The 22,490-nt window shown below is 52.5% G+C and carries 18 protein-coding genes; 11 read left to right on the top strand and 7 right to left on the bottom strand.

What is annotated here, in order from left to right; genetic code table 11:
- Positions 1 to 270 precede the first annotated feature (270 nt).
- Complete coding sequence (locus tag DG177_RS03900; protein WP_337658488.1) at positions 271 to 1,338, top strand: DUF3089 domain-containing protein; 1,068 nt, start codon at positions 271 to 273, stop codon at positions 1,336 to 1,338.
- A gap of 65 nt (positions 1,339 to 1,403) precedes the next feature.
- Here DG177_RS03900 and DG177_RS03895 read toward each other — a convergent pair whose 3' ends face one another.
- Both DG177_RS03895 and DG177_RS03890 read right to left on the bottom strand, forming a co-directional pair.
- On the bottom strand, positions 1,404 to 2,624 hold the full coding sequence (locus DG177_RS03895; RefSeq protein WP_108810300.1) for a hypothetical protein: 1,221 nt from the start codon (positions 2,622 to 2,624) through the stop codon (positions 1,404 to 1,406).
- 158 nt (positions 2,625 to 2,782) lie between these two features.
- Positions 2,783 to 3,265 carry a DUF4262 domain-containing protein gene (locus tag DG177_RS03890; protein WP_108810299.1) on the bottom strand — a complete coding sequence of 161 codons (483 nt, stop codon included), beginning with the start codon at positions 3,263 to 3,265 and terminating at the stop codon, positions 2,783 to 2,785.
- Between the two features lie 183 nt (positions 3,266 to 3,448).
- Here DG177_RS03890 and DG177_RS03885 point away from each other — a divergent pair, with 183 nt between their 5' ends.
- Entirely contained in the window at positions 3,449 to 3,907 is a 459-nt protein-coding gene (locus DG177_RS03885; protein WP_108810298.1) for a hypothetical protein, read from the top strand.
- Positions 3,908 to 4,082: 175 nt separating this feature from the next.
- Here the strand turns inward: DG177_RS03885 and DG177_RS03880 are convergent, their stop codons facing one another.
- The 3 genes from DG177_RS03880 to DG177_RS03870 form a co-directional block, all read right to left on the bottom strand.
- Positions 4,083 to 5,633: an FAD-dependent oxidoreductase gene (locus DG177_RS03880; protein ID WP_108810297.1), complete on the bottom strand. Its 1,551-nt coding sequence runs from the start codon at positions 5,631 to 5,633 to the stop codon at positions 4,083 to 4,085.
- A 10-nt stretch (positions 5,634 to 5,643) separates the two neighbouring features.
- A complete protein-coding gene (locus tag DG177_RS03875) occupies positions 5,644 to 6,552 on the bottom strand; it encodes an MBL fold metallo-hydrolase (protein ID WP_108810296.1) in 909 nt (302 codons plus the stop codon).
- Between the two features lie 308 nt (positions 6,553 to 6,860).
- Positions 6,861 to 7,493 (bottom strand): tyrosine-type recombinase/integrase, encoded by a 633-nt coding sequence (locus DG177_RS03870; RefSeq protein WP_108810295.1) that lies wholly within the window; start codon positions 7,491 to 7,493, stop codon positions 6,861 to 6,863.
- A 176-nt stretch (positions 7,494 to 7,669) separates the two neighbouring features.
- Here DG177_RS03870 and DG177_RS03865 point away from each other — a divergent pair, with 176 nt between their 5' ends.
- On the top strand, positions 7,670 to 8,041 hold the full coding sequence (locus tag DG177_RS03865; protein WP_108810294.1) for a limonene-1,2-epoxide hydrolase family protein: 372 nt from the start codon (positions 7,670 to 7,672) through the stop codon (positions 8,039 to 8,041).
- Between the two features lie 10 nt (positions 8,042 to 8,051).
- Here the strand turns inward: DG177_RS03865 and DG177_RS03860 are convergent, their stop codons facing one another.
- Entirely contained in the window at positions 8,052 to 8,678 is a 627-nt protein-coding gene (locus tag DG177_RS03860) for a GNAT family N-acetyltransferase (RefSeq protein WP_337658487.1), read from the bottom strand.
- Between the two features lie 168 nt (positions 8,679 to 8,846).
- Here DG177_RS03860 and DG177_RS03855 point away from each other — a divergent pair, with 168 nt between their 5' ends.
- Together DG177_RS03855 and DG177_RS03850 are read left to right on the top strand one after the other, a co-directional pair.
- Positions 8,847 to 10,082 carry a hypothetical protein gene (locus DG177_RS03855; protein WP_108810292.1) on the top strand — a complete coding sequence of 412 codons (1,236 nt, stop codon included), beginning with the start codon at positions 8,847 to 8,849 and terminating at the stop codon, positions 10,080 to 10,082.
- Positions 10,082 to 11,272: an NnrS family protein gene (locus DG177_RS03850; RefSeq protein WP_108810291.1), complete on the top strand. Its 1,191-nt coding sequence runs from the start codon at positions 10,082 to 10,084 to the stop codon at positions 11,270 to 11,272. The genes DG177_RS03855 and DG177_RS03850 overlap by 1 nt, the downstream gene beginning before the upstream one ends.
- Here the strand turns inward: DG177_RS03850 and DG177_RS03845 are convergent.
- Positions 11,269 to 11,982 (bottom strand): cyclic nucleotide-binding domain-containing protein, encoded by a 714-nt coding sequence (locus tag DG177_RS03845; protein WP_108812752.1) that lies wholly within the window; start codon positions 11,980 to 11,982, stop codon positions 11,269 to 11,271. The genes DG177_RS03850 and DG177_RS03845 overlap by 4 nt on opposite strands.
- A 290-nt stretch (positions 11,983 to 12,272) precedes the next feature.
- Between DG177_RS03845 and DG177_RS03840 the strand changes: the two genes are divergently transcribed.
- From DG177_RS03840 to DG177_RS03815, 6 genes are read left to right on the top strand one after another with little or no spacing between them, the layout of a single operon-like run.
- Positions 12,273 to 14,966: a NarK family nitrate/nitrite MFS transporter gene (locus tag DG177_RS03840; protein ID WP_108810290.1), complete on the top strand. Its 2,694-nt coding sequence runs from the start codon at positions 12,273 to 12,275 to the stop codon at positions 14,964 to 14,966.
- Between the two features lie 15 nt (positions 14,967 to 14,981).
- Complete coding sequence (locus DG177_RS03835; protein WP_108810289.1) at positions 14,982 to 18,734, top strand: nitrate reductase subunit alpha; 3,753 nt, start codon at positions 14,982 to 14,984, stop codon at positions 18,732 to 18,734.
- Positions 18,731 to 20,275 carry a nitrate reductase subunit beta gene (gene narH, locus DG177_RS03830; RefSeq protein ID WP_108810288.1) on the top strand — a complete coding sequence of 515 codons (1,545 nt, stop codon included), beginning with the start codon at positions 18,731 to 18,733 and terminating at the stop codon, positions 20,273 to 20,275. The genes DG177_RS03835 and narH overlap by 4 nt, the downstream gene beginning before the upstream one ends.
- The gene (gene narJ, locus DG177_RS03825; protein WP_108810287.1) at positions 20,272 to 20,988 is read left to right on the top strand and encodes a nitrate reductase molybdenum cofactor assembly chaperone; all 717 of its coding nucleotides are present in this window, start codon (positions 20,272 to 20,274) and stop codon (positions 20,986 to 20,988) included. The genes narH and narJ overlap by 4 nt, the downstream gene beginning before the upstream one ends.
- Positions 20,981 to 21,676, top strand: coding sequence for a respiratory nitrate reductase subunit gamma (narI, locus tag DG177_RS03820; protein WP_108812751.1), 696 nt, complete (start codon positions 20,981 to 20,983; stop codon positions 21,674 to 21,676). Before narJ ends, narI begins: the two co-directional genes overlap by 8 nt.
- The gene (locus DG177_RS03815) at positions 21,676 to 22,485 is read left to right on the top strand and encodes a peptidylprolyl isomerase (protein ID WP_108810286.1); all 810 of its coding nucleotides are present in this window, start codon (positions 21,676 to 21,678) and stop codon (positions 22,483 to 22,485) included. Before narI ends, DG177_RS03815 begins: the two co-directional genes overlap by 1 nt.
- Positions 22,486 to 22,490: the final 5 nt, after the last annotated feature.

The raw sequence follows: 22,490 nt of genomic DNA, 5'->3' as shown, positions 1-22,490 counted from the left end.
AGTTTTATCTTTCTTCCACGCTATGATCAATGACCCGCGGGCAGTCCTTCAGCAAATATAGAAACCGCTTTCGTACCCCATGCGGAAACTAACTCCGTCGCTGCTTTATCCCGAAAGCCGACTTTAGCTTAATTTTGTCATGGCTAAAGGCTTGATCGGAACCATTCTCGGATGAACCCTCTCAAGTTGAACTAGACTGTCTGCCATTGTTGCAATTTTATATGCACCCACTTAGCCTCGTATTTTTGTAGAATGTTCGAGGAGGCATATATGTTGAAATGGGGCGTCCGAATTGGGTTGGTTCTTCTGCTAGTGCTTGGCGCGTCCTATTTGTTTCGCGAACAAATTATATTTGCAGTGATGAAATCACAAATGGAACCAGCGAACGCATTTGATGTAGCACAAGTTCCCGCTGGGTTAGATTATGCTGACGAAGACGCGTGGGCTGCATTACCCAGTAAAAAGGATGGCGCAGATTTCATTCCTGATCAACTCAACCGACAACCGCAACCTTCTGATGTCGCGGTATTTTTCCTGCACCCAACGACCTACCTATCGGACGCGGGCTGGAATGCGCCGACAGATGACCCGGAATCGAGCGAATTCCGCGATGACCTAGTGATGCGCGCTCAGGCAAGCGCATTCAACGGTTGCTGCGAGGTTTACGCACCTAAATATCGCCAGGCAACGCTTTGGTCATTCATGGATGAAACCGGCTCTGGCGATAAAGCGCGGGCATTTGCCTTTGCGGATGTTGAGCGAGCCTTTGATGAATTTCTCAAACGTATTGATGATCGGCCTTTCATTGTTGCTGGGCATAGCCAGGGCGCGGATCATGTGGTTCGGCTGCTGAAGGCCAAAATTACCGGAACATCGTTGAAGGATCGCATGGTCGCTGCATATCCGATTGGGTTCGGCATCAATCCTTCTGATATGAAAGAGGCTGTGGCTGACATTCCTGTTTGTGATACGCCTGAGCAGACGGCATGCTATGTCACTTGGAATTCGCTGGGTCCAAATGCGAAGCCCTTTCCCGATTATATCGGCGCTGTTTGCGTCAATCCGCTTAGCTGGACCACCGACGGAAGGTCCGTAGCTGCAGAACAGAATACCGGCTCCCTCTCAGTCGGGGATAAGGTTCGTTACGAGGCTGGCGTAACCGGTGCTCAATGCCAAAGTGATCGGCTTCTTGTTGGTGATTTCCAATCCGATATGTTCGATGATTTGCCAGTAAACATGGGAGAGGATAACTATCACCTGATAGATTTTTCACTGTTCTACGGCAGCATTAGGAAAAATGCACAGGACAGAGTCAATGCGTTTCTCTCCGCAGGTTGATCGGCAGCCTGTCCGCAATATCCCGAAAGCGGACACTAGAGCAGATCATTCCTAATGATAAAAATTCAGGTGGGTAACTGTGAAATAAATTCAGTTTCATCACCCGGGGCATGACCAAAACAATCGCATAGCTTTGTCCAAGCTTCCCAAAAACTAGTCTTACTCGCTTGATAGTCGGTAGTGACGAACTCAAAGTCGAAAAACTCTTCCGTCGCCCTGCCTCCCGGCCGGCCCAGAGGTGTCAGCCACGTTTTCCCTTGAAGATCGATCATCCCCATTTTGATCCGGTAGGGACCTTTGCCACCTACTGAATCGATCATGGTTAAGTGTCTTTGAACGAATTCTGCGCAGGAAGTGATATAGCTATATCCGTCACAATACAGTGTACTCTCGCTCTTTGGGTAGACATCACTATCGAAACTCCAAATCTCACCGTTTGAAGAAAACCACATTGCACACGTTGAAAAAGCATTGCCGAAATCGCGACCCGCAATATTGACCCTGTTGTAAGTTAAGAGGCCTCCTTTCACCTTGCCGTTATCTAGCCCCGACCAATGGCCGATTGGATAAGTGTGTTGGAGCTTGGACGTAGCCATGTTCTTTGGCCACGAAGCGGGTAATATTCGACAAAAAGATTGAGCGGGATAGAGCTGGATCCAGTTTTCGGTTTTACGAGAATCTGAAATCAACCATTGCTCTTTTTGATCGGTCCAACTGGCGGGCCCATGTCCATGATCGTCACACCACTGATTTGCAAAGCTTTGTGAAGGGTCATCCTGCGGCCAATTAATTTTGATCGCTTCGTATAATTCGTTCACCAGTTTTGATCTTACTTTGGTGCGATCAGCTTTTGAGCACTCCGTCGACAAGTTATATCCTATCGGGCCAGTTCGGTGACGCAAATCAAACGGTAACTCCTCCGGTTGCGTTCCCGCATAAGACCGATTCCAAACAAGTATAATCTGTTCGAAAGTTAAATTTTTTACAGCATACCCTAGTTCGAAAAGTACGTTGGGATTGGCAGAATACTTCCCGTTTTTTGATACTGTTATTGGCGTCAAATCTGCAACAAAAATTTTGCAGTCGTCAATTTTTTCAAGTATCGAATCTGCGATAGCCGCCAAACCTCGCCGATTTTTTGTCCCGTGGTCAATTTCAGGCCGCTCTTCGAGATTGAGTTCTAATGCGAACTTTTCGGCTGCTTCCTCTAAGCATTTTTTTATAAAATGCCTGTTTTGATTTTGGTCTAGGTCGCTCTGCCATGCCCAGAATATGTTATTCGACATATTAGATTGCCCACCATTATCGCTCGTTTCTTTTTACACTGCGCAATATCTATTGGAAGCTACAATTATCAATTCGCTCGGGCATGCTTATCATAGTGTCCGCTTTTGCGCCCATAGCGGACACTAGCGTTATGTCTGCAACATCCCGAAAGCGGACATTAGTTTTTCTCGCTCGAAACCCAAAGTTGAGGTTGCGATTCTATGACAAAGGCATCGCAATCGCTTTCCCATGGAAATAGACCTTGCTGTGCTCCGGGCCAAACAATTTGATAAACAGTGGGGTGCCCAGTTTCGCCTAAATGATGCCAAAACCAATTTGCTGAAACAGCATATTCTTCAAATAGCTGGTGATGCTTGGCTTTGCGAAGAATGCAATCAAACCCATCAAGAAGTCCCTGCAAACGCATCCCGTCTGCAGGTTGCAAACCACCTTCAATTTGACGGAATACTTCCCAAATCATGCTATTCATTAGGCCTTTATCGAGGCCAAATACGATGAACTCCGGTGCATTGAGTGTTTGGGTGAACCCAATCGAATAACCAAAATCCGGATTTTTCCCATCGGGATCGAACACGAAAGTGAATTGCCAGCCATGTTGGTCTATGTTGCCCAGAAGTTTAGAATCATAGTCAGATAGCATAACAATACGCTAACCAACGGTTGATCAATAGCAACCAATAATGCTCACTTTCCTCCAGAAATACAGTCTTGTCTGCTATATCCCGAAAGCGGACATTAGGAAATCATCGTAACTAAGGTTTGCATTTATCTTATCCGGCATACAAAAGCTGACATTCCCAATTGGCTATGAAATTACTGTTTTATGGAAAGCGGACAAAGCCCAAGCACCAAAAGTTTTTGGCGAAGCGTTTTGACCGGCGCTTATGTCGGCGTTGCTTTGCAAATGCTGCTCATGTCTTGGAATGAACCATTGGACGTATCCGAACTATGGGCAATACCCGTGCTTTTGATTGTTTATGGCTCAATCGCCATTCCATTTGTTGCGGCAGGTTTAGCCATATTTGGACTACCCTTCACACGCCTGCTTGTTCGAAAAGCGCACAGCTGGTGGGTTGGCGTAGTGGCGGTTCTTTGGGGAGCTACAGCGGGTAAGTTACTATTTTACATCATCGACCATCTGTTGTTCACAGGCTCTTATGAAATTGAAAAATTTCAACTACTCGATATGGGCATAATTTATGGTATACCAACTGGTATCGCTTGGTGGTTATTTTGTCTTCGAGAAATCATCACCCGTCAGCATCAAACGTTACAGGACTGAAAGTAGGGGATTTGTGAATCCCGCTAGAGTCCGCTTTTGCGCCCATAGCGGACACTAGCATTCTGTCTGCTTTATCCCGAAAGCGGACACTAGCTTAGGACGTTTCTGACGACTGCAAATGGGCCGATTACGGACCGTCGACTTTGAGTTCGAAGTGGGGGGCAGTCGGACTCCGCTACCGGAATGCCTTGAACACCTTCGGATCGACGCTGGCCGCGCTGAGCACTCCGCCCCATAACGCACCGGGCACGCCCGGGCTCATGACATCCTGACCAGACAGAAAGAGGCCTGGGATGGGTGTCTTCGCCCGCAGGCCATCGCACATAACACGCTGTGGAGTCACATCAAGACCATAGAATGCCCCTTCGTGATGCCCAGTAAAGGTCACAGTGGAAAGCGGTGTGGCCAATTCGCGGTACACGACCATTTTGGCGAGGTCAGGAAAGCGTTGTTCGAATTGCCGCATAAGTGTTTCTTCAACTCTGCGTCTGAAGTCCGCGTAGTCTTCTCCTCGCTCTCCGGCTAGCTTGATTGCCCATTGTGCAACAGGCCCCCAGTCCGCCCAACTTATAATTTGACCGGTGTGCTTTTGGCGCGGGCCGGGTTCATGGGTCGGGTCTTTGAGTGAGCCAAAGCCGACTACCACGAAAGGTGGATCTCCGTCCGGTGCGGTCGTCCAGAGCACATCGACATCTCCGCTAGGATAGAACCAGTGGTTTGCCTTTGTGGCGCCAGCGGTTTCGATATCGCCTTCGAAACCCAGGAAGAGCGTGTAGTGCGCAATACTTGAAGGGAGATCGCGGATCTCTTCGAACCATGAGGCATTCCCAAAATCTTCCGGCAAAAGATACTCGATGGTCTCGCGCGCGCCAATGTTGGAAATTACAGCTTTCGCTCGAATTTGCTCGCCATCGCCCGTCTGGACACCGACAACCTTGCCGCCGTCATGAAGCAATTCTTCAACGCGCACACCCGTTCGAGCCTCTCCGCCGGCCTTAGTAATTGTCGGGATGATATGTTCGGCAAACGCAGCGCCACCGCCGACGGGATACCACGATCCCGACTTGAGATAGGATGCAGCGATCAACGCATGCATTGCGAAGCTTGCCTTGCTTGGCCTTCCGCCGTGGTCCCCCCATTGTGCAGCCATCACGGCGGCTAGCTCCGGATTGTCGGTGAGGCCATCGATAACATCCTTGGTCGTCCGAGCGCACCACTTCTCGATCTCGTGGCGGTTCCACCAGTCGAGCATGTCACCCGCGAGCTCGGGCATTGCCCGAGTCGGGGCAATCTTGAGCATGGCTTCGCGGCCTTCGCGAAGCGCCTGAATCCAGGCTTCGATTGCCCCGGCTTCCTTTGGAAAGCGGTCCTTTAGATCCCTTTCCTGCGCCTCATAGGGACGTGACAGAGCCAGTGGCTCGGAAGAGCCGATGTGCAGAACATCATAGATCGAGCCCAATGACACGAGTTCAATCGGCGTGTCGCACAGCCAATCGAGCAGGGTGCGCTCACGTTCTCCCGGTGCCATATAGCTCAGGTAATGAATGCCAACGTCCCAGGTGAAGCCTTCGCGGGTGAAGCTGTGGGTCAGTCCACCCAGCGTCCAATGCTGCTCGAGAAGGAGCACCTTATGCCCGACCCGGCTCAATGCCGCGCCAGCGGCCATGCCCCCTATTCCGGAGCCAATGACGATTACGTCCCAATCATCTGTTTCTGCATTTGTCATTGTTTCATCCTCAACGATTTGTGACGAGTTGCGTACTGCGCGAAATCGCCTCCCCAGCAGCGAAATCATGCGATGGCACAATCTTTAGATCAGGTAGAAACCGCTGCAGCCGGCGAACCTTGGCGAAGGTGGCGAGAAGCGTTTTTTTGTCGCCCGTGCCGGGAACAATATCTTGTTCGAATGAAGCAGTTTCGTATGTCATGTCCCCCACAAGCAGTATCGGATCCCATCCTTCCTGGCGGATCAGCAGGGACATCGAACCAGGTGTATGTCCCGGCGTCGGCAAAAGGATCATCGAGCCATCACCTGCGACGTCGTAAATCCCGTCAAACTCTCCGAAAAGCGGGTCGTCAGTCGGAGCAAACGAAATTTGCTGCCACTTCGCGGATGGGATCTCGATATGCTCTCGGAGAATCCATTCATGTTCTGGATGCGGGCTGGACAGGATTTTCCATTCATGCTCGCTGACCAGCAGATCGGCCTGTGGTATCTGAGCGATGCCTCCGGCATGATCAAAATGGAGATGCGAGATAACCGCTTTGCGAATATCACTGGCAGCGATGCCTGCCTTCGCCAGAACATGGTCGATGCGGTCAGTCTCGGCCAGGTGAAACCGGAAAATTCGGGACAACAAAAGGCGCCCGATTGCTTGTTTGATATAGCGTTTGTCGGAAATGATCGCCGGATCGATACCTGTATCGAACAGCACCAATCCATCGCGATGATCAATTAGGAAACATTGCAAGGGCAAAGGTACCCATCTTCTCCCAAAGAAGACCCACCAGAGTTGTGGCAATCTGCTGCCATAGCGATGTTCTTGATGCTGCTCTGCGTGTCCACAGTTCAGCACTCTAACCGAGGCAATAGGATGATTGGAATCTTGGTTCTCGCGAGGTTTAACAGATTGTGTTTCGTTCATACCTAACCCCCGAGAATTCAAGGAACGCTCTTACGAATCGCCAAAAAATCTGCTGCCTGATCAGAGAGGTGATTCCGGTGGCCTTTGCAGAAGTAACAATGAGCATTGATATGCATCAATCACGGCGCATAGATATAGGTATTTTCCCGGAATTAAGTGCCACAACATGTTGAGAACAAGGCGTGTTGCACGGCCTGCTGGCGTCCGCTAACGGGATTTTTACGGCCGATAGAGTTTGTCGGTTACAATGGCTGCAATCCACCCCAATGGTGGACGCCAGCCACAAACTGACCGGCGCCCAGCATCAGTCAAATTTCAGTCTTCTCAGCTAGGGTCAGCGCGTCCTCGATATCAACACCGAGATAACGAACAGTATTCTCTAGCTTGGAGTGGCCGAGCAGGATCTGAATTGCCCTTAGGTTTCCGGTTGCCTTGTAGATGATCGAGGCTTTCGTACGGCGAAGCGAATGGGTCCCGTATTCCTCAGGTCGCAAACCAATTGCTAAAACCCACTCATCGACGAGTCTCGCATATTGACGTGTGCTTAGATGTTTTGAGTGGTCTACACGGCTTGGAAAAACATAGTCTTCTACTGACCCACCTCTGCACTCAAGCCAAGCGAACAGACTTTCACGCGCATCCGAAGCAATTTCAAATTGAACTGGCCGCCCTGTCTTGCGCTGCGTGATCGCCGCGCGCTTTCGTATATCAGGACCATTGACGAGATCACCGATCTTAAGCTCAACCAGATCACAGCCCCTGAGTTTGCTGTTGATCGCCAGATCGAAGAGTGCCCGATCCCTAATACGCTTCTCTCTATCGAGGAAGAACCGGATGGCCCAAATCTGTTTCTGATTGAACGGTCGCTTGGGGCCGATCTTGGCTCCAAAATTCCAAGGCACTCGGTTTTGCGCTGCTGGATCGAATTGTGAGTATGTCATTTACTTTCTCCTTGACCGGAATGGCCAAGAGAAAACTCAGCAGAGTAGCGTTAAGGACTGGGCCGTTAGCAGAATGTCTGGTTCTGACCGCTCTGGGCGGAAAAGCGGACGTTCGACACCGCAAGTCAAATCATCTAGATTGTCGGATCAAAGTAACATTGCCAGCGAGATAAGGCATGCCGTCTAATAAGGAAATCGTCAGAGAGTTTATCGAGGCATGGTCACGGCTGGATGCTGATGCGCTGGTGGAATATTTCACAGTCGACGGTGTCTATCACAATATGCCCGCAGCCCCGGTTTCGGGTCATGACAGCCTGAAGCCGTTTATAGCGGGATTTATCAGCAATTGGACAAGGACCGATTGGGATATTCTTAGTCTGTTGGAGGACGGTGATATCGTCATCGCCGAGCGCCTCGATCGTACAATGATTGGCGATATCGCGGTAGACTTGCCTTGCTGCGGCGTGTTTGAGATGGAGAATGGGAAGATCAAAGTCTGGCGGGATTATTTTGATATGGCGACCTACACAAAGCCGCTTTCCGTATAGGATTGCTTTCTCAATCGCCGTGCTTTCTGCTCCATTGCTCTTTGGAAATTTCCCAGACCAGTGAAGCACGCGTCGTGCCATCGTCGCGTTGGCTCAGCGTTTCGCCCATTCGTTTAAAGCCCAAGCCGTCCAGAAGGCGCGCGGTTCGATGATTGTCCAGCGCGGCTGTTTCGCAGATCAAATCCAGACCCAAAACATCAAACATCCAGTCAAAGCCCAGCTTCGCGCCCTCAATCCCCTTCCTTTTGCCTTGCCGGTCAGGATGGACGGCACCGCCCAATTCTCCGGCGGCCCATTGCGGCCAGATACAAATATCCTGATAACCTCCAATCTCGCCATCTGAGTTGAAGTTCAGAAACAGCATGCCTTCACCCTTGTCCTGTTCCGCCACATGTTTGGCAATAAACTGCTCCACCGCTTCAATGGTCAAGGGGCGTGGCAGCGTATAGATCGGTGCGCTTATTTGAGGATCGTTTAAAAAGGCGTGGAACAAAGACGCATCGTCTGCAACGGCAATACGGGACATCACATTTTCTGTAGGCAGAGATTGCGCGCCGCGGACAGCAGCGCGGATTCGCTCTTCCTTTTCAGCCGAAATCCTGTTTCGCGTATATGGTATCTGTTTTGGAACAGTCATTATCATCCACCCTCGTATCAGAAATTTCATTGTCAGAAAGGACTGACTTTTGTCTGGAGCGCATCTGTGGACGCACAGTGCTCTCTTTTCCTGCTCTTGATATAAATCAATTTCAACAGATCAAACTGTCGCTAGATGGAAATCCCCAATTTCTCCGGGAGCGATAAAATGGTTCAGTTTTTCAAATGTTCGATACTGCCTCTGGCCATGATGGCTATGCCCGTTTTTCCGCAGCCAGCCTTGGCGGAAAAAGGGGAAGACGAAACGCAGGTGGTCGATCAGCTGAAACCCTACGCAGATTTACGATACCGTCTTGAGACCGTCGATCAGGACGGGCTTCCGCGCAATGCAACGGCATCGACAGTGCGGATAAAGGCCGGTCTTGAAACAATCGAATGGCAAGGCCTCAGCGCCAAGCTGGAAATGGAGGCGATTTCCAACGTTGGCGCGGAGAAGTTTAACGATACGCTGAACGGGAAGACACAATTTCCCGTGGTGGCTGATCCCGAGGATGTTGTCTTAAACCAGGCCTATATCCGCTGGCGGCATGCTGGGATTGTCGATGCCAAGGCGGGCCGACAAGCTATTAATCTCGACAACCAGCGATGGGTTGGTTCGGTTGGCTGGCGGCAGAATGACCAGACAATGGATGCGGCATTGGTGACCGTAGCGCCTGCCAAGGGCTTTTCGGCGACCTATGGATATAGCTGGCGGGTGCAGCGAATATTTGGTCCGGACTCACCGCGCGGAACTTTTCGAAACAATGATATTCATCTCATCCGGGCAAGCTACAAGGCACCGATCATCGGTAATGTTACTACCTATGCCTATCTGCTGAAGATCCCGGATGCTCCGGGCGCATCATCGCAAACATATGGCATGCGTCTGGCTGGCAAGCAGGATTTAGGCGGAGCAAAATTGCTCTATACGGCAGAATATGCCCGGCAGTCTGATCATGGACCAAATCCGGCCAATTTTCGGCATGATTATCTGTTGTTGGAACCGGGAGTTGCTGCTGGTCCGGTGACCGTGAAGGTCGGACTGGAAAGGCTGGACGGTGACGGCACCACCGCGCTGCAAACACCGCTCGCAACCCTGCACAAATTTAATGGCTGGGCCGATAAATTTCTCAATACCCCGGCAAATGGCTTGCGTGATCTCTATGGCGACGTGGTCGTCAAACCGGCTGGCCCTGCGTGGCTGAAAGGAACGACCTTCCGCGCGCTGTACCATGATTATAAATCAACCGGCGGTGATCTCGACTATGGCACGGAATGGAATTTCCTGATCGCGCGAAACTTTGGCAAGCATGTCTCTATGTCATTAAAATATGCCGACTATGACAGTGATGGATTCGCGACCGATACACAGAAATTCTGGTTTACGACCCAGCTTAAATTCTGATGGCTGAATTGGAGCAAAACCCGGGTGACAAGCGGCGAGCATATTCTGGACCTGCCTTTTTCAGCCATGGCTTTCGACCCTTTTTCTTTTCCGCCGCCCTGTTTGCCGGGCTGGCCATCCCGCTATGGATGGCAGCCTTCACGCATGGCTATCGGATCGGGGCGGATGGTGATGCACTGGGCTGGCACGCGCATGAGATGATCTTTGGATATGTCGGCGCGGTGGTCACGGGATTTATTATGACTGCAATCCCCAACTGGACCGGTCGATTGCCGGTCATGGACACGCCGCTGGCTTTGCTGTTCGTGCTCTGGCTGGCTGGCCGGGTCGTGATGTTCATTGGCGGCAATGCCGCAGTAATTGCTGTCGTTGATTGCCTTTTCCTGTTTGCGGTTATGGGTTTGGCCTGGCGGGAAGTAATCGCTGGCCAGAACTGGCGAAACATACCCATTTGTGCGCTCATCACCCTTTTTGCGGTCAGCAATCTTATCTGGCATGCGGAACCTGCGCTGAACCTGCCTTACCAGGCCGGGCAGCGATTGGCACTGGCGCTGATCACGATATTGATGATGCTGATCGGTGGCCGCATCATTCCCTCCTTCACAACCAATTGGATGAAGAAGCAAGGCATGTTGCCATTGCCGATATCTTTCAATCTGTTCGATAAAATGACCTTGCTGATTTCCGCTCTGGTCATGACCTGCTGGATCATGGCTCCTACATTCATTGTCACGGGTTGGGGCTTTTTGATTATCGCGGCTCTACATCTGGTTCGTCTTGTCCGATGGTGTGGATGGGCGGTAGCGCGCGACCCGCTCGTGCTGGTTTTGCATATCGCCTATATCTGGATACCGGCCTCTTTTGGCATGATCGGACTCGCCATTTTGCGGCCTGACATTTTAACTGCGGCTCATGCCTTGCATGCCCTGACAACAGGGGCGATCGGTCAGCTCACGATGGCGGTGATGACGAGAGCCAGCTTGGGTCATTGCGGGCGGGAACTGCGCGCCGGGACCGGAACGGTGGTGATTTATCTGTTGATATTCATTGGCGCACTGCTGCGCATCATTTTGCCATTTGGCGATATGGGTTACGCTCTGGCGATGTCGATTGCGGGCATGGTCTGGGCATCGGGCTTCCTGCTTTTCGCAATATTATATGGGCCAATGCTATTCGCGCCGCGGCGTTAGCGCACGCCCAGGCCGATTTCAGGATTGTCGATCAGCGGATTGGGGCACGCAAATTTTTCCAGCGCCTGTTGGTCATCAATATGTACAGTCGCCCCCTGCACCCGAACGCCATGCGTGTTCAATGCCCCAAATGACCGGGACAGGTTTTCAGGGGTCATACTTAACAGGGCGGCAATGGTCCTCTTGTCCGCCGGCAGGGCAAAACTGGAAGCGCCGTCATTCTCATGCGAGAGACGCAGCAGATAATTTGCCAGTCGTTCAAAAGCTGGACGCAACTTAGTTTCCTTGTGCATTTTGACAATCTGGCGATAGGCTTTTGACAGTTCGGATGCGATGGCCACGGCAAAGACCTTATCCTCGGCAAAATGGCGCCGGATATGTTCCGCCGGTATCATAAGTAATCGCGATGCCGTCAGCGTTCTGGCCGACATCAGGCAAACCGCGTCAATCAAAACCGCAGCGAGGATGAACGCCGATATGGGCTTCACGATCGCCATGCTGGTTTCGCGTCCTTCATTGCTCGCGAACAGTTCGGCCGATCCTTCAACCAATATGTACAGAAAATCCGCGCTGTCCCCCTCACGGATCAAATCAACCTGAGCGGGAAAATTCTGAAGAAAGGCAACCGATACCAGGTCTTCGAAATTTTCATCTGCCATGCCGGCAAATATCGGCAGATCGCGAACCGCATCCATGTCCTGTGACCGCATCAAATTCATCCTCTGATTCGCTAGTCCAAAACCTTGCGCATCGAATTGATGTATATCAAGAGATCATTTGAAAGATTCCAAAGCCAATCGCGAATTTGGGCAAATCGCGAAATGATATTTTTCCTAATTTACCCGGTATTTGCAGCATTTGATCCAGATCAAAGCCGCACAAATGGCTGCAATCAAAAGCAATGTTCAATCAGGGACCAGCGGTCCTTTCGCATTGATGGAGACATGCCGTGCAAGATATCGCCAGCGTAACATCGGGACAGCAACATAAGGCGTTGGGGATGAGCACCTTCGCTTTCACCATCTGTTTTGCGGTCTGGACAATATTCTCGATTATCGGAATCCAGATAAAAGAAGATCTGGGTCTGTCTGATACCCAGTTCGGTTTGCTTGTCGGTACACCGATCCTGACCGGATCACTCTCCCGGATTTTTCTGGGCATCTGGACCGACCAATATGGCGGACGGTTGGTATTTTCATTGACCATGCTGGCCGCGGCGCTCGCGACGTTTCTGCTCTCATGGGCGGATAGCTATATCGTGATGCTCATCGCCGCATTGGGCGTTGGCCTCGCTGGTGGCAGTTTTGCAGTCGGTATCGCCTATGTATCCAAATGGTATTCACAGAAAAAGCAGGGAACCGCACTTGGCATTTTCGGTGCTGGTAATGTTGGTGCGGCCGTTACCAAGCTTTTGGCACCTCTGGTGCTGGTCGCTTATGGCTGGACGGCAGTGGCGCAGGTCTGGGCAGTGGTGCTGGCGGCAACGGCGATTTTTTTCTGGTTCACAACCGAAGATGATCCGGAAATAGAGTCCCGCAAACGGAGCGGCGAAAAACCGCGTTCGGCGTTAATGCAGCTTGAGCCGCTGAGGAACCAGCAGGTCTGGCGTTTTGCCCTCTATTATTTCTTTGTCTTCGGTGCCTTTGTTGCCCTGGCACTCTGGCTACCCAATTACTTGATCAGCGTTTACGGGCTGGACATCAAGACGGCCGGTCTGCTTGCGGCTGCTTACTCCATACCGGCCAGCCTGTTTCGCGCCTATGGGGGCTATTTGTCGGATCGCTATGGCGCGCGAAAGGTGATGTACGCGACCTTCGGTGTGTCGTTAATTTGCCTTTTCATGCTGAGCTATCCGGAGACGGACTATATCATTCACGGCATCCAGGGGGAGATTAAATTCTCGACGTCCATGGGGCTGGTTCCCTTTGTCGTAACTATTTTTGTTCTCGGCTTCTTCATGTCGCTGGGCAAGGCGGCAGTCTACAAGCATATTCCGGTCTATTATCCCGAAAATGTCGGTAGCGTCGGCGGTCTTGTTGGCATGATCGGCGGGCTCGGCGGCTTCATTTTGCCTATCGCCTTTGGCGCCATGAATGATCTCACCGGTATCTGGACGAGTTGCTACATGCTGCTCTTCTTGCTGGTGGGTGTTGCGCTTGCGTGGATGCACTTCTCAGTGCGTCAGATGGAACACAGAGCCATTGGTGAACATATATCGGAACTGCCCGAATTCCCCGAAATGGAAAATGTCCAGAGCGCATCCGTGCACAAAAAGACCCACGCCACCGGCAAAGTGCTGGAGGAATGGGAGCCGGAGGACGAAGAGTTCTGGGCGGACAGGGGCGCGAAAATAGCCCAGCGCAACCTGTGGATTTCCATCCCCTGCCTGTTGCTCGCTTTCTCGGTCTGGCTGGTCTGGTCGGTGGTGGTCGCCAAGCTGCCGTCCATTGGTTTCAACTATACGACCGACCAGCTCTTCTGGTTGGCGGCCTTACCGGGTCTTTCCGGCGCAACGCTTCGAATATTCTACAGTTTCATGGTGCCAATATTCGGCGGCAGGCTTTGGACCACGTTCACCACATTGTCATTGATGGTGCCGGCATTTGGCATCGGCTATGCGGTACAAAATCCGGAAACACCCTATTTCATCTTCCTGACACTGGCGCTGCTCTGCGGTCTTGGTGGTGGCAATTTCGCTTCCTCCATGGCCAATATCAGCTTCTTCTTCCCGAAACGGCAGAAGGGGAATGCGCTGGCGCTCAATGCGGGTCTGGGCAATGCGGGTGTATCCGTCATGCAATTTGCGGTGCCGATTGTCATTACTGCTGGCGTCTTTGGTGCCATGGGGGGCGAACCTCAGCTACTGGAAGATGGCAGCCAGCTATGGATGCAAAATGCCGGTTTCATCTGGATCCCATTCATCCTGATCAGCTCGGTACTTGCGTGGTTCGGCATGAACGACATCGCCTCTGCAAAAGCCACTTTCTCCGATCAGGCTGTGATCTTCCAGCGCAAGCATAACTGGATCATGTGCTTCCTCTACACAGGGACATTTGGTTCATTTATCGGCTATTCAGCTGGCTTCCCACTCTTGTCGAAAATTGCATTCCCCGATGTGGATTCATTGCAATATGTATTCCTCGGGCCATTGGTTGGTGCCGCTTCCCGTGCAGCAACCGGCTGGATATCCGACAAATGGGGCGGAGGACGAGTTACGTTCTGGACTTTCCTGCTGATGATCGTGGCGGTTGCTGGCGTGCTCTACTTCCTGGGCATCAAGGAACAGGAAGGCGCATTCTGGGGCTTCTTTGCGATGTTCATGCTGCTGTTCTTTGCAACCGGCGTAGGCAATGCATCCACCTTCCAGATGATACCGATCATCATGCGCAAGGAAGTGGGTCGCTTGATGCCTGAGCTGCCTGCCAATGAGCAGCTTCGCAACGCAGAGAAGGAATCGGCAGCTATCATCGGTTTCACTTCGGCGATCGCGGCCTACGGAGCGTTTTTCATCCCCAAAGCCTATGGCAGCTCGATTGCGATGACTGGCACGCCCAATGCGGCGCTCTGGGGTTTCCTGATCTTCTACGCGGCCTGCGCCTTCGTCACGTGGAATTATTACACCCGGCGGGGAAGCCTGCTTCACGACATCGAGCGGGGCAGAGAAGCCGCCGCACCTATCCCGGCCACGGCCTGAACGAGGATTCGAACAATGAGCCATCTTCTCGACCGATTGAATTTTTTCAGCAAAACCAAAGCGACCTATGCCAATGGTCATGGTGTCACCACCAGTGAGGACCGACGCTGGGAAGATGGCTATCGCAAGCGGTGGCAGCATGACAAAATTGTCCGCTCCACTCATGGCGTCAACTGCACCGGTAGCTGTTCGTGGAAAGTCTATGTGAAAGGCGGGATCGTAACCTGGGAGACGCAGCAGACGGATTATCCGCGTACCCGTCCTGACCTTCCAAACCATGAACCGCGTGGCTGTTCGCGGGGTGCAAGCTATAGCTGGTATATCTACTCTGCTAACCGGGTGAAATATCCGCTGATCCGCTCGCGCCTGATGCGACTGTGGCGCGAAGCACGCAAAACAATGGAACCGGTGGCGGCCTGGGCTTCCATTGTGCAGGATAAGGCGAAACGCAACAGTTATACCAAAATTCGCGGCCATGGCGGCTTCATCCGAGCCAAATGGGATGAGGTAACGGAAATCATCGCGGCGGCCAATGCTTATACCGCCAAGAAATATGGCCCGGATCGGGTGATTGGCTTCTCACCGATCCCGGCTATGTCGATGGTCTCCTATGCGGCCGGTTCGCGCTACATGTCGCTGCTCGGCGGCACATGCATGTCCTTTTACGATTGGTATTGTGATCTGCCTCCCGCCTCTCCCATGACCTGGGGTGAACAGACTGATGTGCCGGAAAGCGCTGACTGGTATAATAGCGGCTTCCTGATGCTCTGGGGCTCGAACGTTCCACAGACGCGCACGCCAGACGCGCATTTCTATACGGAAGCACGTTACAAGGGCACAAAATCGGTTGTCGTTTCACCCGACTATTCGGAAGCGGCAAAATTTTCCGATATATGGCTGCACCCGAAACAGGGCACTGATGCCGCTCTGGCAATGGCTATGGGGCATGTCATATTGCGCGAATATCATCTCGACCGACAGGCCGAATATTTTGAGGAATATGCCCGCAGATATTCCGACATGCCGATGCTGGTCCGGTTGGTTGAAAAGGATGGTCATTTCATTCCCGAGCGTTTGCTGCGTGCGTCGGAGTTCAAGGATGCGCTGGGCGAGACAGAAAATGCCGAGTGGAAAACCGTTGCCCATGACGAACTGAGCGGAAAAATTGTTGTGCCCAACGGCACTGTCGGTTCGCGCTGGAGCGAAAAAGGCAAATGGAATCTTGAGGAGAAGGAAAGCGGCGGCAAGGAGACCAAGCTGAAGCTCACCAATATTCTCGAGGGTGATCATGACACGGTTGTTGATGTAGCCTTCCCCTATTTCGGCAACCGTGATCATGATTATTTTAAGGGGACCGATCATCCCGACAAGCTGATCCGGCGCATTCCGGTAAAGCGTGTCGAATTAGTTGAAGGCGATACATTGGTAGCCTCTGTCTATGATCTGTTCATGGCCAATTACGGGCTGGATCGCGGACTGGGCGGAGAGAATATCGCGAAAGATTTCTCCGAGAACGAGCCTTATACTCCTGCCTGGGCCGAAGAAATTACCGGTGTCCCGGCAGACAATATCATCACCGTCGCCCGTGAATTTGCAACCAATGCGGAAAAGACCCGCGGCAAGTCGATGGTCATTCTCGGCGCTGGTCTCAACCACTGGTATCATATGGACATGAACTATCGGGGGATTATCAATCTCCTGGTCATGTGCGGCTGTATCGGGCAATCCGGTGGCGGTTGGTCGCATTATGTGGGGCAGGAAAAATTGCGACCGCAAACCGGCTGGCAACCGCTTGCCTTCGCGCTCGATTGGGCACGGCCGCCACGGCACCAGAATTCAACCAGCTTCTTTTACGCGCATAGCGACCAGTGGCGTTACGAGACATTGGGCGTTGACGAAATTCTCTCGCCCACGGCGCCGGAAGACGAGATGAGCGGTTCGCTAATCGACTTTAATGTCCGCGCCGAACGGATGGGTTGGCTGCCGTCGGCACCGCAGCTCAAAACCAATCCTCTGGAAGTCGCCAAAGCAGCGCGGGCCGCGGGTAAAGAGCCCAAGGATTATGTCGTCGATGCCCTGATATCGGGCGAACTGGAAATGAGCTGCCAGGATCCCGACGATCCAGCCAACTGGCCGCGCAATCTGTTTGTCTGGCGCTCCAACCTGCTTGGTTCTTCCGGCAAGGGCCATGAATATATGCTCAAGCATCTGCTTGGTACTGAACATGGCGTGCAGGGCAAAGACCTTGGCGAAATGGGGCATGAGAAACCCGAGGATGTCAAATGGCATAACGATGCGCCCAAGGGCAAACTCGATCTGGTCGTGACATTGGATTTCCGCATGTCCACAACCTGCGTCTATTCCGACATCGTGCTGCCAACTGCGACCTGGTATGAGAAAAATGACCTCAACACCTCGGACATGCACCCGTTCATTCACCCGCTGTCAGCGGCGGTGGATCCGGTCTGGGAGTCCAAGTCCGACTGGGAAATTTACAAAGCGATTGCCAAGAAATTCTCCGAAATTGCACCCGAAGTATTGGGAGAGGAAGAGGATGTGGTGATGACACCAATCCTCCACGACACGCCGGGAGAGATTGCCCAGCCGATGGATGTGAAGGATTGGATCAAAGGCGAGGTTGACCCCATTCCTGGCAAGACGATGCCGCAAGTCACAGTGATCAAACGGGACTATCCCAATCTCTACAAGCGTTTCACTGCGCTTGGACCGCTGATGGACAAGGTTGGCAATGGCGGCAAGGGCATTGCCTGGCAAACAGCGCATGAGGTTCAACATCTGAGAGACCTCAATGGTGTTGTGACGGAAGAAGGTCCAACCAAGGGCATGGCCAAGATCGAGTCCGATATTGACGCGACCGAGGTCATATTGATGCTTGCACCGGAAACCAATGGCGAGGTTGCAGTCAAGGCATGGGAAGCACTGGAAGAATTTACCGGGCGCGATCACCAGCATCTGGCGCTCCCGAAAGAGGATGAGAAAATCCGCTACCGTGATGTGGTGGCGCAGCCGCGCAAGATCATCTCTTCGCCGACTTGGTCTGGCATAGAGAGCGAGAAGGTTTGCTATAATGCCGGCTATACCAATGTCCACGAACTGATCCCGTGGCGCACGCTGACCGGACGGCAGCAGCTTTATCAGGATCACCTGTGGATGCGCGCTTTTGGCGAAGGCTTTTGCGTCTATCGTCCACCGATTGATACCAAGGCGGTACAGCCGATGCTCGACCGGGCGGAGGGCCAAAAGCATGTCGTGCTCAACTTTATCACGCCGCACCAGAAATGGGGCATCCACTCGACCTATACCGACAATCTGCTGATGCTGACGCTATCGCGTGGCGGGCCTATTGTCTGGATGTCAGAAGTGGACGCTGAAAAAGCCGGGTTAGTCGACAATGACTGGGTTGAGGCTTTTAACAGTAATGGTGCTCTTTGTGCCCGTGTCGTTGTGTCGCAGCGGATGAAAGAGGGAACTCTCTTCATGTATCACGCGCAGGAAAAAATCGTGAATGTGCCGGGGTCCGAGATTACCGGCCAGCGCGGCGGCATCCATAACAGCGTGACGCGGGCGGTTCTCAAGCCGACGCACATGATCGGTGGTTATGCCCAGCAAAGCTATGGCTTCAACTATTACGGCACGGTCGGTTCAAACCGAGATGAGTTCGTGATTGTCCGAAAGATGACCGATGTTGACTGGCTGGATGGAGAAAAAGACCGGCTAACCCCTGATACAATGGAGGCGGCGGAATGAAGGTACGTGCACAAATAGGCAAGGTCCTGAACCTTGATAAATGTATCGGCTGTCACACTTGCTCGGTCACCTGCAAGAATGTTTGGACCAGCCGGGAAGGCATGGAATATGTCTGGTTCAATAATGTCGAGACCAAGCCCGGTATCGGCTATCCCAAGGATTGGGAAAACCAGAAACAGTGGAATGGCGGCTGGGAGCGACAGCGCAACGGTCGGATACGCCCCAAAATGGGTGGTAAATGGCGGCTGCTGGCGAAGATTTTTGCCAATCCGGACATGCCGGAAATTGACGATTATTATGAGCCATTTACCTTCGATTACGAGCATCTCCAAAATGCACCGGAAATGAAAGCCATGCCGACGGCCCGCCCACGTTCGCTAGTGTCAGGTGAGCGGATGGAGAAAATCAATTGGGGACCAAATTGGGAAGAAATTCTTGGTGGGGAATTTTCCAAACGCTCTGAGGATTATAATTTCGAAGGCGTCGAGAAAGAGATTTACGGCGAATTTGAAAATACCTTCATGATGTATCTACCGCGTCTTTGCGAGCATTGCCTCAATCCGACCTGCGTGGCGGCTTGCCCATCCGGTTCCATCTACAAACGCGAGGAAGATGGCATTGTCCTTATCGATCAGGAGAAATGCCGCGGCTGGCGCATGTGTGTGTCCGGCTGTCCGTACAAGAAAATCTATTATAACTGGAACAGCGGTAAATCCGAAAAATGCACTTTCTGTTACCCCCGCATCGAAGTGGGGCAGCCAACGGTCTGTTCGGAAACCTGTGTGGGACGCGTCCGATATCTCGGTGTGATGCTCTATGATGCAGATCGCATTGAAGAAGCGGCATCGGCCGAAGACGAGCAGGATCTCTATCAGGCGCAGCTTGATATTTTCCTCGACCCCAATGATCCCCAAGTGATTGAACAGGCGCGCAAGGACGGTGTCCCGGAAGCATGGCTTGAATCTGCGCGCAAGTCGCCGGTCTATAAAATGGCGATGGAATGGAAAGTCGCCTTTCCGTTGCACCCCGAATATCGCACCTTGCCAATGGTCTGGTATGTGCCGCCGCTGTCGCCGATCAAATCGGCGGCCGAAGCGGGCAAGATCGCGGTCAATGACGATATGCCTGATGTCCGATCCCTGCGTATCCCGCTGCGCTATCTCGCTAATCTGCTGACGGCGGGCGAGGAAGAACCGGTAGCGCTTTGCCTGGAGCGGATGCTGGCGATGCGCAGCTATATGCGCGCCAAGACGATTGACGGCGTGATCGCAAGTGATGTTGCCGAGCGGGTTGGCATGACACCGGCACAAATCGACGAAATGTATCACGTCATGGCCATAGCCAATTACGAGGATCGTTTCGTCATTCCAACCAGCCACCGCGAGACGGTAGAAGATGCCTTTGACGAACGCGGCGCTTGCGGCTTCTCCTTCGGCAATGGCTGTTCCGGCGGTTCCACGGAAACAAACCTGTTCGGCACGCCCAAGCGCAAGAAAATCCAGACGCCCTCGGATGTTTTTGCCGGAGGAGACACAAGATGACCAAGACTTTCAAAATCCTTGCCGCACTACTGACATATCCTACGGTTGAAATTCAGGAGGCTGTGGCTGATTTCCTGCCGCCGTTGAAGGAGGAATCCCTCGTTCCTGCGGCCTTTATTAAGCGCTTGAAACCATTGATTACCGAATATCAGGAACGGGATTTGCTCGACCTGCAGGAACGTTATGTGTTGCTGTTTGATCGCACGCGTTCGCTGTCTTTGCACTTGTTCGAACATGTCCACGGCGAGAGTCGGGACCGTGGGCAAGCAATGGTCGATCTCAAAGCGATGTACGAAGAAAACGGGCTGGTCATCGATTCCACCGAACTGCCTGATTTTCTGCCACTGTTCCTCGAATTTCTCTCGACCCTGCCTTGCGGGGAGGCGCTGCAATTGCTGGGCGAGCCTGCTCATGTGATCGCCGCGATAGGGGAGAGGCTGGCCAAGCGTGACAGCAGCTATGCTGCGGTCTTCGGAGCGCTTGGCCAGTTAGCGGGACCGGCGGATACCGAAGTCATGGAGGCTTTGCGCAAGGAGCCGGATGATGACCCGGAGGATCTGGATGCGCTCGACGAAGCATGGGAAGCTGAACAGGTAACATTTGGTCCGGGCTCTCCTGAAGAGGGCTGTCCCAAGGTCGCCAATATGCTCGACAATTTGCAGGCTGAAATATCGGGCGGTGCAAAACCAAATGGAGGCGCGAACAATGGCTGAATTTTTGAACCATCTCATTTTCGGCATCTATCCCTATATCGCGCTGGCGGTATTGGCGATTGGATCGATCATCCGTTATGATCGCGAGCCCTATAGTTGGCGGTCCGGATCGAGCCAGCTCTTGCGACGCAAGCAATTGATGATTGGATCACTATCCTTTCATCTTGGCGTGTTGGTGATTTTCTTCGGTCATCTGGGCGGCCTGCTCACGCCCATTGCACTGTTTGATGCGCTGGGTATCAGCCACGGCGCCAAGCAGGTAATGGCGATTGTGGTCGGCGGCGTTGCCGGTGTGTTGGCTTTTTTCGGTGCGAGCCTGCTGCTCCACCGCCGACTGTTCGACGCTCGTATCAGGCGGTCATCCAGCTTTTCCGATATCATGATCCTGTTCCTGCTCTGGCTGCAACTGGTGCTCGGCATTGGGACGATCTTCGTTTCGCTCGATCATCTGGATGGCCATGAAATGGTCAAGTTCATGAGCTGGGCACAAGGAATATTCACCTTTCAGGGTGACGCGTCGTCCTATGTTCTGGATGCCCATCCGATATTCAAAGCCCATTTGTTCCTGGGGCTGACCATATTCCTTATCTTCCCCTTCACCCGGCTGGTACACATGCTATCCGCCCCAGTTCGTTACATCTGGCGTTCCGGTTATCAAATTGTCCGTAGCAAAAAGGCAGCTCTGTAATGGAATCAGCACAAGCCCCCATATTCTCCGTTAATGGAACGGAAATTGCGCCCGAGGCAATCGCAGCGGAAGCGCAAAACCATCCATCGGACAATCCCGACGAGGCCTGGTCAGAGGCAGCGCGCGCTCTGGCGATCAAAACCTTACTGCTGGAAGAGGCTGACCGGCTGTCGATCGAAGCGCCGCTCATTGATGATGCGCAGGGCCGCACATTGGCTCCAGACGATGCGCGGATCGAAGCATTGCTGGAACAGGAAGTGACAACGCCCGATGCCGATGAAGAAACCTGCCGGCGTTACTATGACCAGCATATCGATCAGTTCAGTAGCCCCGACCTAGTCGAAGCCTCACATATTCTGTTTGCGGCACCAAAGGATGATCAAAAGCGCTATGCCAAGGCGGAATTGAGCGCCATCGATACCATTACAGAGCTAAAGGATCACCCTGAGCGTTTTGCGGCATTGGCAGAAACCCTCTCAGCCTGTCCATCGGCAAAACAGGCTGGCAATCTGGGGCAGATTGGTCCGGGCCAGACGGTAGAAGAGTTTGAAACATTCCTATTCAACCTTGAACCAAACCAGATATGTCCGGTTCCCGTAAAGACCCGCTTTGGTGTTCACGTCGTCAAAGCTGGAAGGAAAATCTCGGGAGAGACACTTCCGTTCGAAGCTATGCAAACTAAGATCGCGGACTATCTCGAAGAATCCAGCTGGCGGCGTGCGGTTGCGCAATATATGAAAATATTGGTTGGCAAGGCCGATATACTGGGATTCGATATTGAGGGAAGCGAAGGGTTGCTGGTACAATAAGCCAT

It is taken from the genome of Sphingorhabdus sp. Alg231-15 (genome assembly GCF_900149705.1).
Classification (GTDB): domain Bacteria; phylum Pseudomonadota; class Alphaproteobacteria; order Sphingomonadales; family Sphingomonadaceae; genus Parasphingorhabdus.
Note: the sequence above shows the minus strand (reverse complement) of the source record. Positions and strands in the feature narration are given on the sequence as shown.